Consider the following 20,624-nt stretch of genomic DNA (forward strand, 5'->3'; position numbering starts at 1 on the left):
CCGAGCTGGGGCTGACGGCGGTGGACGTCCCGCAGTGGGCCGGGCTGGACGCCGGGCGGTGGCGCGGGGAGACCCTCGCGGAAGTGGGCGCGCGGGAGCCGGAGGCGCTCGCCGGGTGGCTGTCCGATCCGGGTGCGGCTCCGCACGGCGGGGAGTCGGTGCGGGGGTTCTGCGACCGGGTGGCGGGGTGGCTGACGGCGGGCGGCGAGCTGTCGGGGCGGACGGTCGCCGTGGTCGAGCCGGAGGTGGTGCGCGCCGTCGTCGTCCGGCTGCTGGGGGCGCCGGAGGAGGCGTTCTGGCGGGTGGACGTGCCGCCGTTGTCGGGGGTGGAGGTCAGTGGGAGGGGTGGGCGGTGGAACGTGCGGGTGGGTGGGGGTGCGCCATGAACGCACCCCCACCCACCTCAGCTGATCTCGCGCTTGAGGATCTTCCCCGTCGACGTCATCGGCAGCGCCTCCGCGAACTCCACGACCCGCGGGTACTTGTACGCGGCGAGCCGCTCCTTCGCCCAGTCGACGAGCTCCTCCTCGGTCACCTCGACGCCCGCCCGGCGGACGACGACGGCCTTGATCTCCTCGCCGTGGGAGGGATGAGGGACGCCGATGACCGCCACCAGGGACACCGCGGGGTGCTCCATGAGCAGCTCCTCGATCTCCCGGGGATACACGTTGAAGCCGCCCCGGATGATCATGTCCTTGGCGCGGTCGACGATGTAGTAGTACCCGTCGGCGTCCCGCCGCCCGAGATCCCCGGTCCGGAACCACCCGTCCTGAAGGACCTCGGCGGTCGCGTCGGGCCGCTTGTAGTACCCCTTCATGACGTTGTGCCCCTTGATCTCGATCTCCCCGATCGCCCCCTCCTGCGCCACCGCCGAGGCCCCGTCCACGAGCCGCAGCTCCACCCCCGGCACGGGCAGCCCGATGGACCCCACGCGCGGCTCCTCCCCGAGCACGGAGAACGCCGCCACCGGAGACGTCTCGGAGAGCCCGTACCCCTCCAGGATGGTCACCCCGAACCGCTCCTGGAACGCCCGGTGCACCTCGTGCGGCAGCGCCGACCCGCCGGACACGGCGATCCGCAGATTCCGGGCCAGCGCCCGGACGTCCACGGAGTCGTCGAGGGCGCCGAGCAGCGCCCAGTACATCGTGGGGACGCCCCCGAAGAACGTGATCTTCTCGGAGAGCATCAGCTTCAGCGCGGCGGCCGGCTCGAAGCGGGGCAGCATGACGATCGTCCCGCCGTAGGCGAGCGCTCCGTTCTGGATGACCGTCTGCCCGAAGGAGTGGAACAGCGGCAGCACGCACAGGAACGTGTCCGGCCGCTCGACGGACGCCCCGAACAACGCCTCGTCGATCAGGACGTTGTCCCGCATGTTCCGGTGCCGCAGCTCGGCCCCCTTGGGGCGGCCCGTGGTGCCGGAGGTGTAGAGGATGACGGCGGTGTCGTCCTCGTCCGTCGCCACCGTCTCGAAGACCGGCGACCGCCCCGCCCACGGCAGTTCGCGCGCCGGGTCGACGACGAACAGCTCGACGCCGTCGGCGTCTTCGACGGCCTCGCGGGCGTACGCGCCGATGGGCAGTTCGGGTGTGCCCTCGAACGCGATGAACACCTTCGCGTCGGAGTCCTGGAGGTGGTAGGCCACCTCACGCGGCTTGAGGAGCACGTTCAGCGGGACGACCGTCGCGCCCGCCTTGAGGATGCCGTAGTAGGCGAACGTGAAGTACGGCAGGTTCGGCATCGACAGCGCGACCTTGTCGCCGGGCCGCACGCCCGCCTCCACCAGCAGGTTCGCGACCTGCCCGGCCGCCGCCTCGACCTGCGCGTACGACAGCCGCAGCTCGCCGAAGACGATCGCGGTGCGCTCGGGATGGCGGACGGCCGAGTCGTCCAGGAACGCGGCGAGGTTGTACACGGTCATGCGCTGGACGCTAGTTGAGCCCACCGTGCCGCCGCAAGGATCTTGAGTCAAGTAATTGTGCAGGTCAGAGACTTGCCGCGTGGTCCGGCACATAGTTCTGGAGATCGCGCGGCGGACGCACGTACCCGGTGGACGGCGGCCTCTCGGGCAACTCCAGGACGGGCAGCGGGACTTCGCGGTAGGGCACCGAGTCCAGCAGGTGCGCGATCATGTTCAGCCGGGCCCGCTTCTTGTCGTCGCTCTCGACGACCATCCACGGCGCCTCGGGGATGTCGGTGTGCACGAGCATCTCGTCCTTGGCGCGCGAGTACGCCTCCCAGCGGGTGATCGACTCCAGGTCCATCGGGGAGAGCTTCCAGCGGCGCACCGGGTCGTCGAGGCGTTTGCGGAACCGGTCCTGCTGTTCGCCGTCGCTCACCGAGAACCAGTACTTGCGCAGCATGATCCCGTCCTCGACGAGCATCCGCTCGAAGATCGGGCACTGCCGCAGGAACCGCTGGTACTCCTCCTTCGTGCAGAACCCCATGACGTGCTCGACGCCGGCGCGGTTGTACCAGGACCGGTCGAGGAGCACGATCTCCCCGGCCGCCGGGAGGTGCTCGACGTACCGCTGGAAATACCACTGCGTGCGTTCGCGCTCGGTCGGCTTCGGCAGCGCGACGACCCGGGCGACGCGGGGGTTCAGATGCTCGGTGACGCGCTTGATCGTGCCGCCCTTCCCGGCGGCGTCCCGGCCCTCGAAGACGACGACCAGCCGGGCGCCCTCGGCCCGCACCCACTCCTGGAGCTTCACCAACTCCGTCTGCAACCTGAGCAGTTCGCTCTCGTACGCCTTCCGCTTGAGGGACCCCGCCGTCTTCTCGCCGGCCATACCGCCTCTTTCCGCCGTCGTACAGGTGAACGCCAGAAGTCTAAAGAGGAGCACTCCTCGCGGCGTACGCTGGCGGCCATATGGACGTCCGTCTCGCCGTCGCCGCCCGCCTGACCGGCACCCCGGCACGCCATGTCCGCCCCCTCTCCGACACGGTCGCCGAGGTGGACCTCGCCGACGGCCGCACGGTGATCGTCAAACATGCCGGCACCCCCGAGGCGGCCCGCGCGGAGGCCGCCGGGCTGCGCTGGCTGGCGGCTGCGGACACGGCCCCGGTTCCGGCCGTGCACGGGGACGACGGCGGGTGGCTCGTCACCGAGCAGGTGCCGTCCGGGCAGCCCAGCGCCTCGGCCGCCGTCGTCCTGGGCCGTGATCTCGCCGCGCTCCACGCGTCGGGCGCCCCGGCGTACGGCACGCCTCCGCCGGGCGGGCCGGTGGAGGCGTACATCGGGCCGGCACCCATGCGGAACGTTCCCGGCACGGACTGGGCCGTCTGGTACGCCGAGCAGCGGGTGCTGCCGTATCTGCGGACGGCGGTGGATCAGGGGGTGCTGTCCGTCGCGGAGGGGGCGGTGGTGGAGCGTGCGTGTGCGCGGCTCCCGGGGATCGCCGGGCCCGCGGAGCCTGCGGCGCGGCTGCACGGCGACCTCTGGAACGGGAACGTGCTGTGGGGTGCGGACGGGCGGGCGTGGCTGATCGATCCCGCCGCGCACGGGGGTCACCGGGAGACCGACCTCGCGATGCTGCGGCTCTTCGGGTGCCCTTTCCTGGAGCGGGTGGTCGCGGGATACGAGGAGGTCGCGCCGCTGGCGGAGGGGTGGCGGGAGCGGGTGGGGGCGCACCAGTTGTTTCCGCTGCTGGTGCATGTGGTGCTGTTCGGCGAGGGGTATGCGGAGCGGGCCGTGGAGGCCGCGCGGGGAGTTCCCGCGTAGCGGCTCAGTGCGCGCCCAGTCCCCCGCCCCCGAACGAACCGCTGGACCCCGGCGACCACCTGCGCCGGATCTTGGAGTCGCTGTGCCGGGTCTGCATGTTGGTGAGTTCGTACGGGGTGAGGGCGTGACCGCCCTTCGGCACCTTCGGGACCTCCTCGGGCTCGCGGTTCTCCAGGATCTCGTGCACCGCGCCCTCCGGCGGGAGGTGCGGCTGCTCGTCGGGGCGCGGGCAGGGCGGCTCGCGCATCTTGACCCGGTAGCCCAGCCAGAACGCGCCGAGCAGCATGGCCACGAGCGCCAGGCCGACGACGAACATCCCCAGGCTGAGCAGGCCGCTCGGGGCGGCCAGCACAACGGATGCGGTAGTCATATCACCCGAATACCCCCCTAAGGGGACGCGAACCCTCCCGCACTCACCGGATCCGGCACCGACACCACACTCGGTGACCATTCAACTCCATAGCGCGATCATGGAGTTGCCCCGGCCGACGCGACAAACCTAGCGTTTGCTTGGTGAGGCTGGCTATGGTGACGGGATGGCCCTCCAGCTGGACATGTCGGGCAAGGTCGTCCTGGTCACCGGAGGCACGCGCGGGGTCGGCGCGGGCATCGCGGAGATGTTCCTGAAGGCGGGCGCGCACGTCGAGGTGTGCGCCCGCACCGAACCGCCCGAACCACCGCCGCACTTCAGCAAGTTGGACGTCCGCGACCCGGACCAGGTGGAGCGCTGGATCGCCGACGTGTCCCGCCGCCACGGCCGCATCGACGTCGCCGTCAACAACGCGGGCGGCGCCCCCTACGCCGCCTTCGCGGACGCCTCCCCCGGCTTCCACCGCAAGGTCACCGAGCTGAACTTCCTCGCGCCGGTCTACGTGTGCCGTGCGGTGTTCCCGGTGATGGCCGACGGCGGGGTCGTCCTCAACGTCACCTCGATCAGCGCGCGCCGCGTGAGCCCGGGGACGGCCGTGTACGGGGCGGCGAAGGCGGCGCTGGAGAGCCTGACGGCGTCGCTGGCCGTGGAGTGGGCACCCCGGGTCCGGGTGAACGCGGTGAGCTGCGGGCTCGTCGAGACGCCGGGGTCGATGGACCACTACGGGGACGCGGCGCAGGTCGCACGGGTCGCGGCGACGATCCCGCGCGGGAGGTTCGCCCGGCCCGAGGACGTGGGCGGCGCCTGCGTACTCCTCGCGTCACCGCTGGCCGCGCACGTGACGGGCGCGGTGCTGAACGTGGACGGGGGCGGCGAGTGGCCGGCGTTCCTGCGCCACACGCCGAACGGCTGACGTGCCTTGATCGCTATGCTGAGCCCCCCGCACCGGGCCCGGCTGGAAGGAACGACCACATGACGGTACGACGCCCCGTCCGCACGGCGGCCGACACCGGCTCCCCGAAGGCGGGTTCGGACCGTCGGGCCGAACTCCTGGCGATCGCCGCCTCGTTGTTCGCCGCCCGTGGCTACCGGCAGACCACGGTCCGGGACATCGCCGACGAGGCGGGCATCCTCTCGGGCAGCCTGTACCACCACTTCGCGTCGAAGGAGGAGATGCTCGACGAGATCCTCCGGGACTTCCTCGGCCGTCTCCTGGAGCGTTTCACCGCGATCGAGGCGGCGGAGCCGGACCCGCGCCGGATCCTCGACCAACTCGTCCAGCATTCCTTCGCCGTCATACACGAGACGCCCGAGGCGGTCGCCCTCTACCAGAACGAGTCCGGGTCCCTGTCCGGCCAGCCCCGGTTCGCCTACGTCGAGCAGTGGGGCCGCAAGATCGAGAGGATCTGGCTGCGCGCCATCGCCGCAGGACAGCAGTCCGGCGCCTTCCGCGCGGACGTCGACGCCCGGCTCACCTACCGGTTCATCCGCGACACGGTGTGGTGCTCGGTCCGCTGGTACCGCCCGCGCGGCCGGTTCCGCCACGAGGCGGTCTCCGAGCAGTACCTGCGGATCCTGTACGGCGGCCTGGTCACGGAGTGACGGGGACCTCCCGGTCGCGCAGCCCCCGGGGGTCGATCTCCTCGCGGATCAGGCGGAGTTCGGCCTCGTCGGGCACCCGGGTCTCGGTGACACCGGTCGCGTCGAGGTCGAAGCCGGTGCGGGCGCGGACGTCGTCGACGGTGACGCCGGGGTGGACGGAGCGGATGCGCAGCCGGCCGTCACCGCCGTAGTCCAGGACCGCCAAGTCGGTGATGACGACGCCCAGGTGATGGAACGTCAGGTCGCGGGCGCGGTTGTTGCCGACGCCGCAGACCACGTCCACGTTCTCGACGAACACCTTCGGCGAGTGCCGGGCGACCCAGTAGTCCACCCGGTGGTTGGCGGTGTTGCCGGGTGCGCCGCGTACACCGATCAACTGCCGTGTCGGTCTGCGCCAGTTGCCGACGAGGGAGATGTTCTGGTTGCCGTAGCGGTCGAGTTGACTCGCGCCCATCATGCTCTGCCGGCGTCCGCTCTCCAGGAGTTCGAAGATCCGCCCGAAGGGCACCCAGCCCTCCACCACTCCCCCGTCGGCCGCCGTCCCGCCGAGCGGTGGCGGCTCGCTCATGTAGTACGCCTCGCCGTCGGAGAGGACCAGTTCGGGGCTGGTGGTGAGCCTGGCCAGCCGGGCGCCGATCATCGGGACGAAGCCGACCGCGTGGGCGAGGATCTCGCCGGCGCCCTGCCAGGTGTCGGCGCAGGCGGCAGCGCACACTTCGGCGCGCGTGATCATCGCCCCTCCTCGGCACGAAAGTCGGTGTGGAAGTCGGTGACGGCCTGCTGGTAGGCCCGCTCATCGCCGTCCAGGAACCGTTTCCGGAACAGCTCCCAGGCCGCCGGGTCCTTGGCGGACGCCGCGTAGTGCGCCTGGAACGCCTCGTCGCGGGGATGGTCCGGCACGCAGGACGTGAAATGCGCGCCGCGCGGAGTCTCGATCACTCCGGTGACGAAGATCCGGCTGATCAGCAGCGTCTGGGCGGGGCCCTCTGTCAGCAGATCGGGGACGACGCGTTCGGCGCTGACGTAACAGCGGTCGGCGGCGCGGGCGAAGAGGTCGTCGAAGTAGGGGTCGGGTCCCAGGTACTGGGCGTTGCCGGACGGGTCGGCGCGGTTCATGTGCAGGAGGGCGACGTCCAGCGGGAGGGCCTTCATCGCGACGTACTCCTCCCCCGTGTAAGGGGAGTTGACGGTTCTGATGTCGGGGTTCATGGTCAGGACGTCCGAGCCGAGTCCGGCGCGGGTCGGCAGGAACGACAGGCGGCTCGCCGCCGCGCGCAGCCCGGTGACGACCATGCCTTCGTCGTACTCGGCGGTCTCGACCTCCCCGCGTTCGCGGGCGGCGCGGAAGTGCGGGTCGAGGGCGATGGAGTCCAGCGAGACGAATCCGTAGACCAGTCGGCGGACCTTCCCCGCCGCGCAGAGGAGTCCGGCGTCGGGGCCGCCGAAGGTGACGACGGTCAGGTCCCGGGCGTCGCCGCGCAGGATCTCCCGGACCAGCGCCATGGGTTTGCGGCGCGAGCCCCAGCCGCCGATCCCGATGGTCATGCCGGACTCGACGGTCGTCGCGAAGTCCGCCAACTCCATTGTCTTGTCGCCCATGTTCACCCTCTCGCAAGTGGGGCGTGACGGCGTGGACCAAACAAACGCTTGGTGGGTTACCGTAGAACGCCGTTCCGGCTCCGACAAGCGGGGGGACGTATGGACCTGCCCCAGTACGTGCCTGGCCACGGACTGCTCGCGGGGAAGACGGTGGTCGTCACGGCCGCCGCCGGCGCGGGGATCGGTGCGGCGGTGGTGCGGCGGTGTCTCGAAGAGGGCGCGCGTGCCGTGGTGTTGGGGGACGTCCACGAGCGGCGGCTCGCCGAGGCGCACGAGGCGCTGGGCAAGGAGTTCGGGGCGGATCGGGTGGCAACCGCCGTCTGTGATGTGACGGTTGAGGAGCAGGTCGAGCGACTCCTCGATGTCGCCGAGGAGTTCGGCGGGGTGGAGGTGATGGTGAACAACGCGGGGCTCGGCGGGACGTGTTCGGTGCTGGAGATGACCGACGCGCAGTGGGCGCGGGTCCTCGACGTGACGCTCACCGGGACGTTCCGGTGTGTGCGGGCCGCCGGGCGGCGGATGCGGCGGGGCGGGGTGATCGTCAACAACGCGTCGGTGGTGGGGTGGCGGGCGCAGGAGGGGCAGGCGCACTACGCAGCCGCCAAGGCCGGGGTGATGGCGCTGACGCGGTGCGCGGCGCTGGATCTCGCGGGGCACGGCATCCGGGTGAACGCGGTGTCGCCGAGCCTTGCGCTGCATCCGTTCCTGGAGAAGGTCACCAGCGCCGACCTGCTGGACGAGCTGACGAGCCGGGAGGCGTTCGGGCGGGCGGCGGAGCCGTGGGAGGTGGCCAACGTCGTGGTGTTCCTGGCGAGCGGCTACGCCTCGTACATGACCGGTGAAGTGGTCTCCGTGAGCAGTCAACACGCCTGAGAGGAGGGCCCGTTGTGGCTTCAGCGCTGCGCACGCCGCTGTGTGAACTGGTCGGGGTGCGGTATCCGGTCGTGCAGACCGGGATGGGGTACGTCAGCGGGCCCGAGCTGACGGCGGCGACGGCCGCTGCCGGGGGGCTCGGGATCCTGGCGGGTGCGACGCTGTCGCCGGAGGAGACACGGGACGCGATCCGGGCGGTGCGGGAGCGGACGGACGCGCCGTTCGGGGTGAATCTGCGCGGGGACGCGCCCGATGTCCTGGAGCGTGGGGAGTTGCTGGTGCGGGAGGGGGTGCGGGTCGCGTCGTTCGCGCTGGCGCCCCGGGAGCGGGTGATCCGGCGGCTCAAGGAGGCGGGGCTGGTGGTCGTGCCGTCGGTGGGGGCGCGGCGGCACGCGGAGAAGGTGGCGGCGTGGGGGGTGGACGCGGTGATCGTCCAGGGCGGTGAGGGGGGTGGGCACACGGGGGCCGTGCCGACGTCGATCCTGGTGCCGCAGGTCGTGGACGCGGTGGACGTGCCGGTGATCGCGGCGGGCGGGTTCCGGGACGGGCGGGGTCTGGTGGCGGCGCTCGCGCAGGGGGCCGCCGGGATCGCGATGGGCACCCGGTTCCTGCTGACCAGCGACAGCACGGTGCCGGACGCGGTGAAGGCGGAGTATCTGCGGCGGGGTGTGGACGGGACGGTCGTGACACGCGTTCTGGACGGCGTACCGCAGCGGGTGCTGCGCACGGAGCTGGTCGAACGACTGCTGAACGAGAGGGCGTTGGGGCGGGCCTGGCGGTCGGTGCGCAGCGCGTCCGCGTTCCACCGGGCCTCGGGCATCCCCTGGTCCGGCATGGTCCGCGAGGGCCTCGCCATGCGCCGCGCCCACGATCTGGGCTGGTCGCAGGTGCTGATGGCGGCGAACACGCCGATGATGCTGCGCGCGTCGATGGTCGAGGGCCGCACCGACCTCGGGACGCTCGCCTCCGGGCAGGTCGCCGGGGTCATCGACGACCTGCCCAGCTGCAAGGAGCTGATCGAACGCGTCGTCGCCGAGGCCGAGTCCGTACTCGCCCGGCTCGCGGGCTGAAGGGACGTCCATGGGTGCCGAGTTCATCACCACGACCGTCGACGAGCGGGGCGTCGCGGAGGTCGTCGTCGACCGGCCGCCGGTCAACGCGCTTCCCGTGGCGGGCTGGTACGCCCTCGCGGAGATCCTGACCGGCCTGGGCCGCGACCCCGCCGTCCGGGTGGTCGTGCTGCGCGCCGAGGGGCGCGGCTTCAACGCCGGTGTGGACATCAAGGAGTTGCGGGCCGAGGGAGCGATCGTCGAGGTGAACCGGGCCTGTTTCGCGGCGTTCGCCGCCGTGTACGACTGCGCCGTGCCGGTCGTCGCGGCGGTGCACGGGTTCTGTCTGGGCGGCGGGATCGGGCTCGTGGGCAACGCGGACGTCGTGATCGCCTCGGACGACGCCTCCTTCGGCCTGCCGGAGGTGGACCGGGGTGCGCTGGGCGCGGGCACCCACCTCTCGCGGCTCGTGCCGGGGCACCGGGCGCGGGCGATGATGTACACGTGCGCGACGGCGACGGCCGCCGAACTGCACGGTTACGGCTCGGTGTTGGACGTCGTCCCCCGATCTGCCTTGCGGGCGCGGGCGTTGGAGGTGGCCGCCGAGATCGCCGGGAAGCATCCGGCGGTGATCCGGGCGGCGAAGGAGGCGTTCAACGGGATCGATCTGTGGGACGTGAAGCGGAGTTACCGCTATGAGCAGGGGTTCACGTTCGAGGTGAACCTGTCGGGTGTGGCCCGGCAGGAGCGGTTCGGGATCGGTGACTGAATGGACCTGACGTGGAGTGCGCAGGAGGAGGCGTTCCGCCGGGAGGCGCGGGAGTGGCTGGCCGCGCACGTGCCGTCGCAGCCGCTGCCGTCCGGGGACACCCGGGAGGGTTTCGCCGCTCATCTCGGCTGGGAGCGTGAGCTGTTCGCGGCCCGCTGGTCGGTGGTGGCGTGGCCCGAGGAGTACGGGGGGCGCGGGGCGTCGCTGTGGGAGTGGCTGATCTTCGAGGAGGAGTACTACCGGGCGGGCGCACCGGCGCGGGTCACCCAGAACGGCATCTTCCTGCTGGCCCCGACGCTGTTCCGGTACGGCACCACCGAGCAGCGGGCCCGGCTGCTGCCCCGGATGGCGGCGGCCGAGGACCTGTGGGCGCAGGGCTGGTCGGAACCGGAGGCGGGCAGTGACCTGGCGTCGATCCGCAGCCGCGCCGTCCGCACGGAGGACGGCTGGCGGCTCACCGGGCACAAGACGTGGACGACACGCGGCGCGTTCTGCACGCACCTCTTCGGTCTCTTCCGCACCGACCCCGAGGCCGCCCGGCACCACGGCCTCACCTACTTCCTGCTCCCTCTCGACGCGCCCGGCGTGACCGTCCGGGGTTTCCAACGGCTCGACGGGGACGAGGGGTTCGCGGAGGTGTTCCTCGACGACGTGTTCGTCCCGGACGCCGATGTGCTCGGCGAGGCAGGCCAGGGCTGGCAGGTCGCGATGGCCACCACGGGCTCCGAACGCGGACTCACCCTCCGCTCCCCCGGGCGTTTCCTGCACACCGCCGACCGGCTCGTGGAACTGGCCCGCACGACGGGGACCCACAGCGACCAGGTCGTGCGGGCGTGGATCGACGCGCAGGCGTACCAGTGGTTCACCCTGGAGCAGGTCACGGCGATCGCCGACGGCCGTGAGGTCGGCGCCGAGGCCAGTCTCAACAAGCTGTTCTGGTCGGAGCTGGACATCCGGCTGCACGAAACTGCCGTCGAACTCCTGGGCCCGGAGGCCGAGTTGGCGGGGCCGTGGAGCACGGGGTTCCTCTTCTCGCTCGCCGGGCCGATCTACGCCGGCACGAACGAGATCCAGCGCAACATCGTCGCCGAGCGGTTGCTCGGGCTGCCGAGGAGGTGAGCGGGTGCGGTTCTCCGTGGCCGAGGTGGACGCGGCGCTCGCCGAGGCGGCGAGCGGGGTGCTCAGCAAAGAGAACGTATGGGAGGCGCTCGCCGATGTGGGCGTCCTGGGCGCGCTGGTGCCGGGTGAGGCGGGCCTCGACGAGAACTGTCTGCCGCCGCTGATGGAAGTGCTGGGCCACAGCGGGGTCGCGGCACCGGCCGCCGAGACCATCGCGGTGGGGGCGCCGCTGCTGGCCGGACTCCCGGAACTGGCCGGGGTGTTGGACGGTTCGCTCACCCTGACGGCCACACTCGCCGAACACGCACCTGTCCCCTTCGCGGCCCGCGCGGACCTCGTCGTCACCCGCACGGATCGTCGCCTGCGGCTGTTCCACCGTGCGGAGTTGGAGATCACATCTCTCGAATCGGTCGACCCTACGCGGGAGTTGGCGCGGGTGTCGGCTCCACCCCAGGGCGGGGTGCTGCTCACCGAAGGAGCCTCGGAGGTCCAACTCGTGCGACTCCGGGGGGTGTTGGCTACGGCCGGGCTGCTCATCGGGCTCTCGGCGCGGATGTTGGAGCTGACGGTGGCGTATGTGCGGGAGCGGGAGCAGTTCGGGGTGCCGGTGGGGTCGTTCCAGGCCGTCAAGCACGCGCTGGCCGAGGTGGTGGTGGCGGTGCGGTTCGCGCGGGCGTCGGTGCTGGCCGCCGGGTGGGCACAGGCCGCCGGGGAGTCCGACGCGGACGTGCGGACGTCGGCGGCGAAGGTGCTCGCCTCGGAGGCGGCGCGCAGGGCGGCCCGTGCGGCGGTCCAGTGTCACGGGGCGATGGGCTACACGACGGAGTACGAGCTGCACCGGTACGCGAAGCGGGCCTGGGCGCTCGCGGCGGACTGGGGTGGTCCGGCCGAGCATCGCGCCCTGATCGCACGGCGGTTGGGACTCACCGGGAACCCAGGAGGCGGGACGTGATCTGTCAGGACCGGGTGGTCGTCGTCACCGGCGCGGGCCAGGGCCTCGGGCGCGCGCACGCGCTCGCGCTGGCCGCCGAGGGTGCCACCGTCGTCGTCAACGATCTCGGGGAGGCGGCGAAGTCCGTCGTCGAGGAGATCACCGGGCGCGGCGGGACGGCCGTCGCCGACCTCGGGGACGTCAGCGACTGGGGGTACGCGGAGGCTTTGATACGCCGGGCCGTCGAGGAGTTCGGGGTGCTGCACGCGCTCGTGAACAACGCGGGGGTGAACCGGGACCGGATGCTGGTGTCGATGACCGAGGCGGACTGGGACCTCGTCCTGAAGGTGGATCTCAAGGGGCACGCGGCGCCGCTGCGGCACGCCGCCGCGTACTGGCGTGAGTGCGCCAAGAGCGGGCGCCCCGTGGCCGCCCGGATCGTCAACACCAGTTCCGGCGCCGGGCTTTCGGGGAGCATCGGGCAGGGGAACTACGGTGCCGCGAAGGCCGGCATCGCCGCGCTGACCGTGATCGCGGCGGCCGAACTCGCCCGGTACGGGGTGACGGTGAACGCCATCGCGCCGTCCGCGCGCACCCCGATGACCGAGGCCGTCGCGGCGTTCGCCGAGCGGATGCGGGCACCGGAGTCCGGATTCGACGCGATGCACCCCGGGAACGTCTCCCCGCTCGTGGTGTGGCTGGCCTCCGCCGGGTCGGGGGCGGTGAGCGGGCGGGTCTTCGAGGTCGAGGGCGGGATGATCAGCGTGGCGGACGGCTGGCAGCACGGTCCCCGGGTGGAGCGGGAGCGGCGGTGGGAGCCGGGGGAAGTGGGGGCGGCCGTCGGGGAGTTGCTGGCGCGGGCGCCTGATCCGGCGGGGGTGTACGGGAGCGGGTGAGCGCCGCTCATCGGCGCTGGGCCGCCAGCCGTATCGGCGCGTTGGCCGCGCCGTACCCGCTGTATCCGCCGTCGCGCTGGACGAACTCGAAGAACACCTGGCCGACGGTCCGGGTGTAGCAGTGGCGGAACTCGCCGCCCTGTTCGTCGCGGTCGTAGAGGATGCCGAGTTCGCGGTAGGTGGCCAACTCCTGTTCCGGCAGGTCGAATCGGGCGGCGAGGTCGTCGTAGTAGTTGCCGGGGACGTGCAGGAGGGCAGCTCCTGCCGTGTGGAACTCCCGTACGGTGGCGACGAGATCGTCCACCGCGACGGCGATGTGCCGGGCGCGCTCGTCGGTCTCGGGGGTGGGGGCGAGGTTGAGGACGAGGTGGGGGCCGGCGGGGGAGGCGGAGAGGGCGCGGCTGCGGAAGAGGCCGTAGGGGTCGGCGAGTTCGACCGTGTCGTGGGGGCTGAGGCCGAGGATCGTGCGGTGGAAGAGGACGGCTTCGTCGAAGTGGTGCCAGGGCTGGGTGAGGGCGAGGTGGTCGAGGCGGCCGTCGGGGTGGGGGGTGGCGTCGGTGAAGGTGAAGTCGTCCGTCCAGCTCGGCAGGCCGGTGCGGCGGGTGGCGCAGAAGAGGACTTCGGTGCCGTCGGGGGCGGCGATGGAGTCGAGGGGGACGTCCTGGGCGGTGCGGTGTTTGGGGACGGCGGGGGCGAGGAGGGCCTCGGCTCGGCGGGCGGAGGCGGCGGGCCGGTCGGATTCCAGGCCGAGTGCCGAGAGCGTCGTACTCGTGCGCGGGGTCGCGGTGTTGAGGACGACGCGGGCCTCGCCGCGCTCCCACAGGTCGACCGGCTTGGTGTGGTGGCGGGCGGTGCGGGTGAAGCCGATGGCGGTGAGGAGGTCCTCGGTGGGCTGGGGGTCGCTGGTCGCGAGTTCGGCGAAGGCGACGCCCGTGGGGACGACCGGGGCGGGGAGGTGGGAGGCGCCGGCGCTCTCCTCCAGGGCGAGGAGGGAGCGCATGCCGTCGAGGGCGGTGCGGCCCGCGTCCGCCTGGCGGAACACGTCGTTGAAGACCTCCAGGGAGAGGGGGCCGGTGTAGCCGGTGGCGAGGACGTGCTTCAGCAGGCCGGTGACGTCCAGACCGCCCTGGCCGGGGAAGCAGCGGTAGTGGCGGCTCCACTGGAGGACGTCCATCGCCAGCACGGGCGCGTCGGCGAGCTGGAGGAAGAAGATCTTCTCGCCGGGGATGTCCTCGATGCCCTTCGGATCGGAGCCCCTGGAGAGGATGTGGAAGCTGTCGAGGCAGGTGCCGAGCGCGGGGTGGCCGGCGGTGCGGACGACGTCCCAGGCGTGGTCGTACGTGCTGATGTGCCGGCCCCAGGCGAGCGCCTCGTAGGCGACGCGGACGCCGGACTCCTGGGCGAGGTCGGCGAGCCGGGACAGCTGGTCGGCGGCGAGGGCGTCGTCGTCGAGGGCGTGCGTGGAGACGTTGGAGCAGATGAGGACCGTGTCCACGCCGAGCCGGCCCATGAGGTCGAACTTGTGGCGGGCGCGGCGCAGGTTGCGGGCGAAGAGGTCCTCGGGGACGGCCTCGATGTCGCGCATCGGCTGGTAGAGGTCGATCGTGAGGCCCAGGTCGGCGGCGCGGGCGGCTGTCTCCTCGGGAGTGAGGGGGCTCGCGAGGAGGTCGTTCTCGAAGATCTCGACGCCGTCGAAGCCCGCGCGGGCGGCTGCGGCGAGCTTCTCGGTGAGGGTGCCGCTGAGGCAGACGGTGGCGATGGACTTACGCATGCACGCTCCCGATACGTATCCAGGTCGTCCGGAGGCGGAACGCTTCCGGGGCAGGGCGCCGACAGCTCTACGGTAGACCACCAGACGGTTCACCCGTTCCGCTGCATGGTCAAATTTTCCGCCTCCGTCGAAACCGAAGACACCTCCCCCACCTCCCGCATCCGCCAGGCCACCACCGCCGACACCAGGCACCCCAGCGCCACGTACCCCGCGACCAGCCCCCACCCCCCGCCCGCCCAGACCACCAGCGACCCGGCGATCAGCGGCGTGAACCCGCCCCCGACGGCACTCGCGAGCTGGTACCCGACCCCCGCCCCGCTGTACCGGTACTCCGCCCCGAACATGTCGGTGAACAGCGCCTGCTGGACGGAGACGGCCATGTCGTGCGCGACGTTCACCAGCAGCACCGCACAGCCGACGACGAGCAGCATCGACCCCGACTCCATCGCCCAGAAATAGGGCACCGCGCCCACCGCCCCGATCACCCCGCCCGCGCAGTAGATCCGGCGGCGCCCGTACCGGTCGGCGAGATAGGCGAACGCCGGGATCGTGAGCACGGCGAGCCCGCCGACGGCGAGGTTGACGTCGAGCAGACTGTCCCGGTCGAGCCCCAACTCGTCGGTGCCGTACGACAGTCCGAAGGTCGTCACCCCGTAGAAGGTGAACAGTTCCACGAACCGCAGCCCGATGATCGCGAAGAACCCGCCGGGGTTGGACCGCACGGCCGCCACCAGCGGCACACTCGGACGCGCCGCCCCGGCGGCCTTCTCGGTGAACACCGGGGACTCCTCCACCTTGGCCCGGATCACCAGCCCGACGAGCACCAGCAGCGCGCTGAGCAGGAACGGGATGCGCCAGCCCCAGGCCCGGAACGCCGCCTCGGAGGTGGTGGACGACATCAGCTTGGTGACCAGCGTCGCGAGCAACAGCCCGAAGGAGGCGCCGACCTGGACGCCGCTGCTGTACAGCGAGCGCCACTTCCCGGGCGCGTTCTCCACGGCCATCAGCGCCGCCCCGCCCCACTCGCCGCCCACCGCGAACCCCTGCGTGGCGCGCAGCACGACCAGCAGGACCGGCGCCCAGATCCCGGCCTGCGCGTAGGTCGGCAGGACACCGATCAGGGTGCTGGCCACGCCCATGATCAGCATGGTCAGCACCAGCATCCGCTTACGGCCCAGGCGGTCGCCGAAGTGGCCGAAGACGATGCCGCCGAGGGGGCGGAAGAGGAAGCCGACACCGAAGGTGGCCCAGGCGGCGAGGGTGCCGACGGCCGGGGAGGCGTCGGGGAAGAAGAGGTCGCCGAAGAGGAGGCCGGCGACGATGCCGTACAGGAAGAAGTCGTACCAGTCGACGACGGCGCCCATGAAGCTCGCGAAGGCCGCGCGCCGGGCGAGGGCACTGTGCGGGGTGCGGCTCACCTGTTCACCCACTCTCTCGGTCCACTGTGCGGAACTTTCGATCCGACCAGCGGAACCATAGGGCGGGCGGTTTGCGACCATCAAGAGGTGCGGCAAGATTTCCTCCACACCTGACACACGCACATCACGGGGAGGCGGCACATGAGCACCGACGAGGACCACTCCCCCCAGTCACCGCCCGCCGAACCCCACGCCCCCGGCGTCCGCAGCGTCCGCCGTGCCGTCGAGATCCTGAACCTCCTCGGCGAGGACCGCCCCGTCGTCACCCTCCGCGAGATCACCGAGGCCACCGGTCTCGCCAAGACGACCGCGCTGCGCCTCGTGCAGACCCTGGAGGAGAGCGGCCTGCTCGGCCCGCACCCCGGCGGGTACACGGCGGGCCCGGCGCTGTGGCGGTGGGCGTACCTCGCGCGCAGCCAGTGGGAGATCCCGCAGGAGACCCGCAAGGTCATGCGTGACCTCGCCGACCGCCTGGGCGAGACGGTCAACCTCTTCGTCGCCCGGGGGGTGCACCGCATCTGCGTCGCCCACGAGGAGAGCACGCACCCCCTGCGCCACGTCGTGGACGTCGGCGACGAGCAGCCCCTGTGGGCCGGCGCCTCCTCCAAGATCCTCCTGCGCGACGCGCCGGACGCCCTCCTGCGCCGCGTCGCCGCGTCCTCCCCGCAGGGTGAGCCGTCCGCCGACCGGCTCAGGAGCTGGGCGGCGGAGGCGGCCGAGCGCGGGTACGCCGTCAGCTCCAGCGAGTTCGACGAGGGCCTCACCGCCGTCGCCGTCGCCGTCACGGGCCGCACCGGACGCGTCGCCGCCTCCCTCTCCGTCAGCGGCCCGACCCACCGCTTCCCCTACGAGGCGATCGAGCGCTTCGCCGCCGAACTCGCGCAGGGCGCCCGCCTCATCTCCGAGCAGGGCTTCAGCCATCCACTGGGCAGCGCCGGCTGAGCGGACACCCTCGCGCGCCGCCTGCCGATCCGGCGGTGCGCGGGGTATTGACGCTCCCCCTGAGGCACCTATCATCCGAATCGTCCGACGGCCCGTCCGTTGTTCGTACCTGCGAACACGGCGGCGCGCACCACCCCCTCGCACCACGGTTGAACAGGCAGCAGTCCGCCCGTGAATGGGAGCGCTCCCACTCCCCGTTGGAGGATCCGATGGACGTCGCAGGAGAGAACCCGGCCGGTATGTCATGGCTGAGCGAAGGGATCAGCAGGCGCAGAGCGCTCGCGGGCGGAGCGGGGATCGTGGTGGGAGCGGCGCTGCCGTTCACCGCCGAGGCGGCGGCCACCTACAACAACCCGGTGCTGTGGCAGGACTTCGCCGACATCGACGTCATCCGCGTCGGCGACACGTTCTACTACTCGGCGTCGACCATGCACTACTCCCCCGGCGCCCCCATCCTGCGCTCCTACGACCTCGTCAACTGGGAGTTCGCCGGACACTCCCTGCCGAAGCTGGACTTCGGCGCGAAGTACGACCTGAACGGCGGCCGGGGTTACGTCCGGGGCGTGTGGGCGTCGTCCCTGGCGTACCGTCCCTCCAACCGGACGTTCTACTGGCTGGGCCAGATCGACTTCGCCCGGACCTTCATCTACACCGCGCCCGCAGTCGAAGGCCCGTGGACCCAGCTGACCTCGCTCGGAAACGTGTACTACGACGCCGGTCTCCTGGTCGACACGGACGACACCCTGTACGTCGCGTACGGCAACACCACCATCAGCGTGGCCCAGTTGACGCCGGACGGGCGCGGGCAGGTGCGGGCGCAGCAGGTGTTCAGCACCCCGTCGAGCATCGGGACGCTGGAGGGCTCGCGGTTCTACAAGGTGGGCGGGAACTACTACATCTTCGTGACCCGCCCGGCGAACGGCCAGTACGTTCTGAAGTCGACCAGCGGCCCCTTCGGCCCGTACACGGTACGGCAGTTGCTGCTGAACCTGTCGGGCCCGATCCCCGGCGGCGGGGTCCCGCACCAGGGCGGCCTCGTCCAGACGCAGTCCGGCGCCTGGTACTACCTTGCCTTCGTGGACGCCTACCCGGGCGGCCGGGTCCCGGTCCTCGCGCCGGTGACCTGGACGTCGGACGGCTGGCCGGTGCTCCAACTGGTGAACGGCGCCTGGGGGACGTCGTACCCGAGCCCCTCCCTGCCGACCCCGCCGCGCCAGGTCACGCCGATGATCGGCGTCGACACCTTCGACGGGACGACGCTCAAGCCGAAGTGGGAGTGGAACCACAACCCGGACAACACCAAGTGGTCGGTGAACAACGGCCTCACCCTGTCCACGGCGACGGTCACCGACGACCTGTACTGGGCCCGCAACACCCTCACCCACCGCATCCAGGGCCCCTCCTCCACGGCCACCGCGACCCTCGACATCACCGCGATGCGCGACGGCGACCGCGCCGGACTCGCGCTGCTGCGGGACTCCTCCGCGTGGATCGGCGTCAAGCGGGAAGGCACAGCGACCCGGCTCGTGATGGTGAACGGGCTGACGATGGACGGCAATTGGAACACGACGGGGAAGGGCACGGAGGTCGCGAGCGTCACGGTGACCTCCAACAGGCTCTGGCTGCGCGCGAACGCCGACATCCGTCCCGGCGCCGCCCGCCCCGGCACCTTCTCCTACAGCCTCGACGGCACCACCTTCACCCGGCTCGGCCCGGCCTTCTCGATGGGCAACGCCTGGCAGTTCTTCATGGGGTACCGCTTCGCCCTCTTCAACCACGCCACCCGGGCGCTCGGCGGTTCGGTCCGCGTCTCACGGTTCGAGGTGGCGGTGCCCTGACCTGCCGGCCTTCTGTCCCGGTGTGGCCTTCGGGCCAGGTGACTGCATAGCCTGGCCCAACAGGATGTAACCACCACCGAGGAAGGCCCCCCTTGACCCCCGGCAGCTATTACCAGCGCATCGACGACCACCGCTTCAAGCCCACGCACCACGCACAGGGCGCCTGGTCGCCGGACGAGCAGCACTTCAGTCCGCTGGGCGGTCTGATCGTCCACGCCATGGACCGGTATCTGGCGGACCGTCCCGGCCTGCTCCTCTCCCGGATCAGCTACGACATCCTGGGCCGCCTGGCCCTGGACGAGTGCGAGGTCGAGGTGGCGACCCTCCGGCCGGGGCGGACGATCGAGCTGGTCGAGGCCGTCGTCCGGATCTCGGGCCGGGACGTGGTGCGGGCGCGGGCGTGGCTGCTGACGGCTCTCGACACGAGCGGGGTGGCGGGCGGAACGGGTGAGGTGCTGCCCGCGCCGGAGGTGTCGGAGCCCTGGCCGATGAGCGAGCACTGGCCCGGCGGATACGTCGCGTCCGTCGACGCCCGGGTGCCGGTGCCGCCTCGGCCGGGACGCGGTACGGCCTGGATGACGACCCCGCACACCCTCGTCGCCGGGGAGCCGATCAGCCCGCTCGCCTCGTTCCTCACCCTCGTCGACACGGCCAACGGCATCGCCGTCCGCCGTCCCCCGACCGAGTGGATCTTCCCGAACGTGGACCTCACGATCCACCTCCACCGCCAGCCCCGGGGCGCGTGGACGGGCCTCGACACGACCGTCTCCTTCGGCCCGACCGGCCAGGGCCTCACCAGTACGGTCCTGTACGACATCGAGGGTCCCGTGGGCCAGGCCCAGCAGATCCTGACGGTGCGGCCGGCGCCGGGGAGCTGACGCCGTCACACCCCGGAGCGGGTGGAGCGGACCCAGCGGCAGCTCCAGTCGTCGTCCGCGTACGGCCGGGGCGGGCCGTACGTCTCGGCCTCGGGCAGGTACCGGCCCCGTGTCCCCTCGCGCCATCCGCAGGTGACGCGGTACGTTCCCGGCTCGATCCCCAACACCGCCCCTGTCCCCGCCTCTTGCTCGGCCGCCCAGACCACCACGGCCCGGCCGCTGGGCAGTTGGAGTTCACCCATCTCCAGCTCCTCCGTCACGGACGCTCCCGCCGCGCGTCGACGCGGGGCTGGGGAGCCAGGAGCGCGCCAACAGGAGGGTGCCAGCGGGGTCTTGAGCGATCTCCGCACCGCCCTCGCCGTCCATCTCCCAGACCAGGCCGGTGTGTTGACCACGGTCGCCGAAGCGGACGAACGCGGCGTCGAGGTCGTCGTCGGAGGGGTGGACGGCCGACCATGCGCGGGCGTAGACGTCCGCGCCGTCGGCATCGGGGAATCCACGTAGTCGGGGGCGGTCCTGTCCGCGTTTCGAACTACGCGTCGGTCTCGGGGCGTTCGGCGTCGGCCCAGTGCGTGTGGAACGCGCCGGGCTTGTCGGTACGCCCGTAGGTGTGGGCGCCGAAGTAGTCGCGCTGGCCCTGGAGCAGGGCGGCGGGGAGGCGTTCGGCGCGCAGGGTGTCGTAGTACGCCAGCGACGCCGAGAACGCCGGGACGGGGATGCCTCGGCGGGCGGCGGTGGCGACGATCTCGCGCCAGGGGACCTGCGCGTCGGTGATCTCCTGGGCGAACTCCTTCTCGGTCAACAGGCTGACCAGTGCGGTGTCCTGGGCGTAGGCGGCGCGGATGCGG

General features: G+C 71.7%; 22 protein-coding genes and 1 pseudogene. 14 read left to right on the plus strand and 9 right to left on the minus strand.

The genetic code is table 11. The features are described 5' to 3' along the window. On the plus strand, window positions 1-386 hold a 386-nt coding region (locus ACVNF4_RS16855), incomplete at its 5' end, for a histidine phosphatase family protein (RefSeq protein ID WP_461803630.1). A 17-nt stretch (window positions 387-403) separates the two neighbouring features. Here ACVNF4_RS16855 and ACVNF4_RS16860 read toward each other — a convergent pair. Together ACVNF4_RS16860 and ppk2 are read right to left on the minus strand one after the other, a co-directional pair. Continuing rightward, a complete protein-coding gene (locus ACVNF4_RS16860) occupies window positions 404-1,918 on the minus strand; it encodes a long-chain-fatty-acid--CoA ligase (RefSeq protein ID WP_461803631.1) in 1,515 nt (504 codons plus the stop codon). A gap of 64 nt (window positions 1,919-1,982) precedes the next feature. Continuing rightward, complete coding sequence (gene ppk2 / locus ACVNF4_RS16865; RefSeq protein WP_461803632.1) at window positions 1,983-2,789, minus strand: polyphosphate kinase 2; 807 nt, start codon at window positions 2,787-2,789, stop codon at window positions 1,983-1,985. An 80-nt stretch (window positions 2,790-2,869) separates the two neighbouring features. On the opposite strand from ppk2, the gene ACVNF4_RS16870 reads away from it, so the two are divergent. Beyond that, window positions 2,870-3,721: a fructosamine kinase family protein gene (locus tag ACVNF4_RS16870; RefSeq protein WP_461803633.1), complete on the plus strand. Its 852-nt coding sequence runs from the start codon at window positions 2,870-2,872 to the stop codon at window positions 3,719-3,721. Between the two features lie 4 nt (window positions 3,722-3,725). Here ACVNF4_RS16870 and ACVNF4_RS16875 read toward each other — a convergent pair whose 3' ends face one another. Next, window positions 3,726-4,091 carry a DUF6479 family protein gene (locus tag ACVNF4_RS16875; RefSeq protein WP_461803634.1) on the minus strand — a complete coding sequence of 122 codons (366 nt, stop codon included), beginning with the start codon at window positions 4,089-4,091 and terminating at the stop codon, window positions 3,726-3,728. A 166-nt stretch (window positions 4,092-4,257) separates the two neighbouring features. Here ACVNF4_RS16875 and ACVNF4_RS16880 point away from each other — a divergent pair, with 166 nt between their 5' ends. Together ACVNF4_RS16880 and ACVNF4_RS16885 are read left to right on the plus strand one after the other, a co-directional pair. Beyond that, complete coding sequence (locus ACVNF4_RS16880; protein WP_461803635.1) at window positions 4,258-5,004, plus strand: SDR family oxidoreductase; 747 nt, start codon at window positions 4,258-4,260, stop codon at window positions 5,002-5,004. Window positions 5,005-5,063: 59 nt separating this feature from the next. Continuing rightward, the gene (locus ACVNF4_RS16885) at window positions 5,064-5,693 is read left to right on the plus strand and encodes a TetR/AcrR family transcriptional regulator (protein ID WP_461803636.1); all 630 of its coding nucleotides are present in this window, start codon (window positions 5,064-5,066) and stop codon (window positions 5,691-5,693) included. Here ACVNF4_RS16885 and ACVNF4_RS16890 read toward each other — a convergent pair. Together ACVNF4_RS16890 and ACVNF4_RS16895 are read right to left on the minus strand one after the other, a co-directional pair. Further along, on the minus strand, window positions 5,683-6,426 hold the full coding sequence (locus tag ACVNF4_RS16890) for a CoA-transferase subunit beta (RefSeq protein ID WP_461803637.1): 744 nt from the start codon (window positions 6,424-6,426) through the stop codon (window positions 5,683-5,685). The two genes, ACVNF4_RS16885 and ACVNF4_RS16890, sit on opposite strands and share 11 nt — an antisense overlap. After that, entirely contained in the window at window positions 6,423-7,292 is an 870-nt protein-coding gene (locus tag ACVNF4_RS16895) for a CoA transferase subunit A (protein WP_461803638.1), read from the minus strand. Before ACVNF4_RS16895 ends, ACVNF4_RS16890 begins: the two co-directional genes overlap by 4 nt. Before the next feature lie 99 nt (window positions 7,293-7,391). Here ACVNF4_RS16895 and ACVNF4_RS16900 point away from each other — a divergent pair, with 99 nt between their 5' ends. Genes ACVNF4_RS16900 through ACVNF4_RS16925 form a run of 6 tightly spaced genes read left to right on the plus strand, consistent with a single transcriptional unit; the run spans window position 7,392 to window position 12,929 of the window. Beyond that, window positions 7,392-8,165: an SDR family oxidoreductase gene (locus ACVNF4_RS16900; protein ID WP_461803639.1), complete on the plus strand. Its 774-nt coding sequence runs from the start codon at window positions 7,392-7,394 to the stop codon at window positions 8,163-8,165. Between the two features lie 26 nt (window positions 8,166-8,191). Then, on the plus strand, window positions 8,192-9,235 hold the full coding sequence (locus ACVNF4_RS16905; protein ID WP_461803651.1) for an NAD(P)H-dependent flavin oxidoreductase: 1,044 nt from the start codon (window positions 8,192-8,194) through the stop codon (window positions 9,233-9,235). 10 nt (window positions 9,236-9,245) lie between these two features. Then, window positions 9,246-9,983, plus strand: coding sequence for an enoyl-CoA hydratase family protein (locus tag ACVNF4_RS16910; RefSeq protein WP_461803640.1), 738 nt, complete (start codon window positions 9,246-9,248; stop codon window positions 9,981-9,983). Then, a complete protein-coding gene (locus ACVNF4_RS16915) occupies window positions 9,984-11,102 on the plus strand; it encodes an acyl-CoA dehydrogenase family protein (RefSeq protein ID WP_461803641.1) in 1,119 nt (372 codons plus the stop codon). Between the two features lie 4 nt (window positions 11,103-11,106). Beyond that, the gene (locus ACVNF4_RS16920) at window positions 11,107-12,054 is read left to right on the plus strand and encodes an acyl-CoA dehydrogenase family protein (RefSeq protein ID WP_461803642.1); all 948 of its coding nucleotides are present in this window, start codon (window positions 11,107-11,109) and stop codon (window positions 12,052-12,054) included. Beyond that, complete coding sequence (locus ACVNF4_RS16925; protein ID WP_461803643.1) at window positions 12,051-12,929, plus strand: SDR family oxidoreductase; 879 nt, start codon at window positions 12,051-12,053, stop codon at window positions 12,927-12,929. The genes ACVNF4_RS16920 and ACVNF4_RS16925 overlap by 4 nt, the downstream gene beginning before the upstream one ends. A gap of 7 nt (window positions 12,930-12,936) precedes the next feature. On the opposite strand, the gene ACVNF4_RS16930 is transcribed toward ACVNF4_RS16925, so the two are convergent. After that, window positions 12,937-14,700: a bifunctional sugar phosphate isomerase/epimerase/4-hydroxyphenylpyruvate dioxygenase family protein gene (locus ACVNF4_RS16930; protein WP_461803644.1), complete on the minus strand. Its 1,764-nt coding sequence runs from the start codon at window positions 14,698-14,700 to the stop codon at window positions 12,937-12,939. A gap of 89 nt (window positions 14,701-14,789) precedes the next feature. Beyond that, complete coding sequence (shiA, locus tag ACVNF4_RS16935) at window positions 14,790-16,130, minus strand: shikimate transporter (protein ID WP_461803645.1); 1,341 nt, start codon at window positions 16,128-16,130, stop codon at window positions 14,790-14,792. 129 nt (window positions 16,131-16,259) lie between these two features. On the opposite strand from shiA, the gene ACVNF4_RS16940 reads away from it, so the two are divergent. The 3 genes from ACVNF4_RS16940 (at window position 16,260) to ACVNF4_RS16950 (ending at window position 19,776) form a co-directional block, all read left to right on the plus strand. Next, on the plus strand, window positions 16,260-17,060 hold the full coding sequence (locus ACVNF4_RS16940; RefSeq protein ID WP_461803646.1) for an IclR family transcriptional regulator: 801 nt from the start codon (window positions 16,260-16,262) through the stop codon (window positions 17,058-17,060). Window positions 17,061-17,269: 209 nt separating this feature from the next. Continuing rightward, the gene (locus ACVNF4_RS16945; RefSeq protein ID WP_461803647.1) at window positions 17,270-18,898 is read left to right on the plus strand and encodes a glycoside hydrolase family 43 protein; all 1,629 of its coding nucleotides are present in this window, start codon (window positions 17,270-17,272) and stop codon (window positions 18,896-18,898) included. 92 nt (window positions 18,899-18,990) lie between these two features. Beyond that, window positions 18,991-19,776 carry a thioesterase family protein gene (locus ACVNF4_RS16950; RefSeq protein WP_461803648.1) on the plus strand — a complete coding sequence of 262 codons (786 nt, stop codon included), beginning with the start codon at window positions 18,991-18,993 and terminating at the stop codon, window positions 19,774-19,776. Between the two features lie 5 nt (window positions 19,777-19,781). Here ACVNF4_RS16950 and ACVNF4_RS16955 read toward each other — a convergent pair whose 3' ends face one another. Continuing rightward, complete coding sequence (locus tag ACVNF4_RS16955; RefSeq protein WP_461803649.1) at window positions 19,782-20,036, minus strand: hypothetical protein; 255 nt, start codon at window positions 20,034-20,036, stop codon at window positions 19,782-19,784. 73 nt (window positions 20,037-20,109) lie between these two features. Between ACVNF4_RS16955 and ACVNF4_RS16960 the strand changes: the two genes are divergently transcribed. Then, window positions 20,110-20,280 carry a hypothetical protein gene (locus ACVNF4_RS16960; protein ID WP_461803650.1) on the plus strand — a complete coding sequence of 57 codons (171 nt, stop codon included), beginning with the start codon at window positions 20,110-20,112 and terminating at the stop codon, window positions 20,278-20,280. Window positions 20,281-20,308: 28 nt separating this feature from the next. On the opposite strand, the pseudogene ACVNF4_RS16965 reads toward ACVNF4_RS16960, so the two are convergent. Continuing rightward, a pseudogene (locus ACVNF4_RS16965) lies at window positions 20,309-20,624 on the minus strand (NADP-dependent phosphogluconate dehydrogenase); the annotation flags it as partial.

The organism is Streptomyces sp. S6, from assembly GCF_054880855.1.

Excerpts from the sequence above, each read along its gene's own strand:
- ppk2 (WP_461803632.1), bottom strand. The coding sequence starts at position 2,789 with ATGGCCGGCGAGAAGACGGCGGGGTCCCTCAAGCGGAAGGCGTACGAG.
- ACVNF4_RS16915 (WP_461803641.1), top strand. The coding sequence starts at position 9,984 with ATGGACCTGACGTGGAGTGCGCAGGAGGAGGCGTTCCGCCGGGAGGCG.
- ACVNF4_RS16930 (WP_461803644.1), bottom strand. The coding sequence starts at position 14,700 with ATGCGTAAGTCCATCGCCACCGTCTGCCTCAGCGGCACCCTCACCGAG.
- ACVNF4_RS16870 (WP_461803633.1), top strand. The coding sequence starts at position 2,870 with ATGGACGTCCGTCTCGCCGTCGCCGCCCGCCTGACCGGCACCCCGGCA.
- ACVNF4_RS16945 (WP_461803647.1), top strand. The coding sequence starts at position 17,270 with ATGGACGTCGCAGGAGAGAACCCGGCCGGTATGTCATGGCTGAGCGAA.
- ACVNF4_RS16895 (WP_461803638.1), bottom strand. The coding sequence starts at position 7,292 with ATGGGCGACAAGACAATGGAGTTGGCGGACTTCGCGACGACCGTCGAG.
- ACVNF4_RS16875 (WP_461803634.1), bottom strand. The coding sequence starts at position 4,091 with ATGACTACCGCATCCGTTGTGCTGGCCGCCCCGAGCGGCCTGCTCAGC.
- ACVNF4_RS16900 (WP_461803639.1), top strand. The coding sequence starts at position 7,392 with ATGGACCTGCCCCAGTACGTGCCTGGCCACGGACTGCTCGCGGGGAAG.
- ACVNF4_RS16890 (WP_461803637.1), bottom strand. The coding sequence starts at position 6,426 with ATGATCACGCGCGCCGAAGTGTGCGCTGCCGCCTGCGCCGACACCTGG.
- ACVNF4_RS16860 (WP_461803631.1), bottom strand. The coding sequence starts at position 1,918 with ATGACCGTGTACAACCTCGCCGCGTTCCTGGACGACTCGGCCGTCCGC.
- ACVNF4_RS16885 (WP_461803636.1), top strand. The coding sequence starts at position 5,064 with ATGACGGTACGACGCCCCGTCCGCACGGCGGCCGACACCGGCTCCCCG.
- ACVNF4_RS16880 (WP_461803635.1), top strand. The coding sequence starts at position 4,258 with ATGGCCCTCCAGCTGGACATGTCGGGCAAGGTCGTCCTGGTCACCGGA.
- ACVNF4_RS16940 (WP_461803646.1), top strand. The coding sequence starts at position 16,260 with ATGAGCACCGACGAGGACCACTCCCCCCAGTCACCGCCCGCCGAACCC.
- ACVNF4_RS16910 (WP_461803640.1), top strand. The coding sequence starts at position 9,246 with ATGGGTGCCGAGTTCATCACCACGACCGTCGACGAGCGGGGCGTCGCG.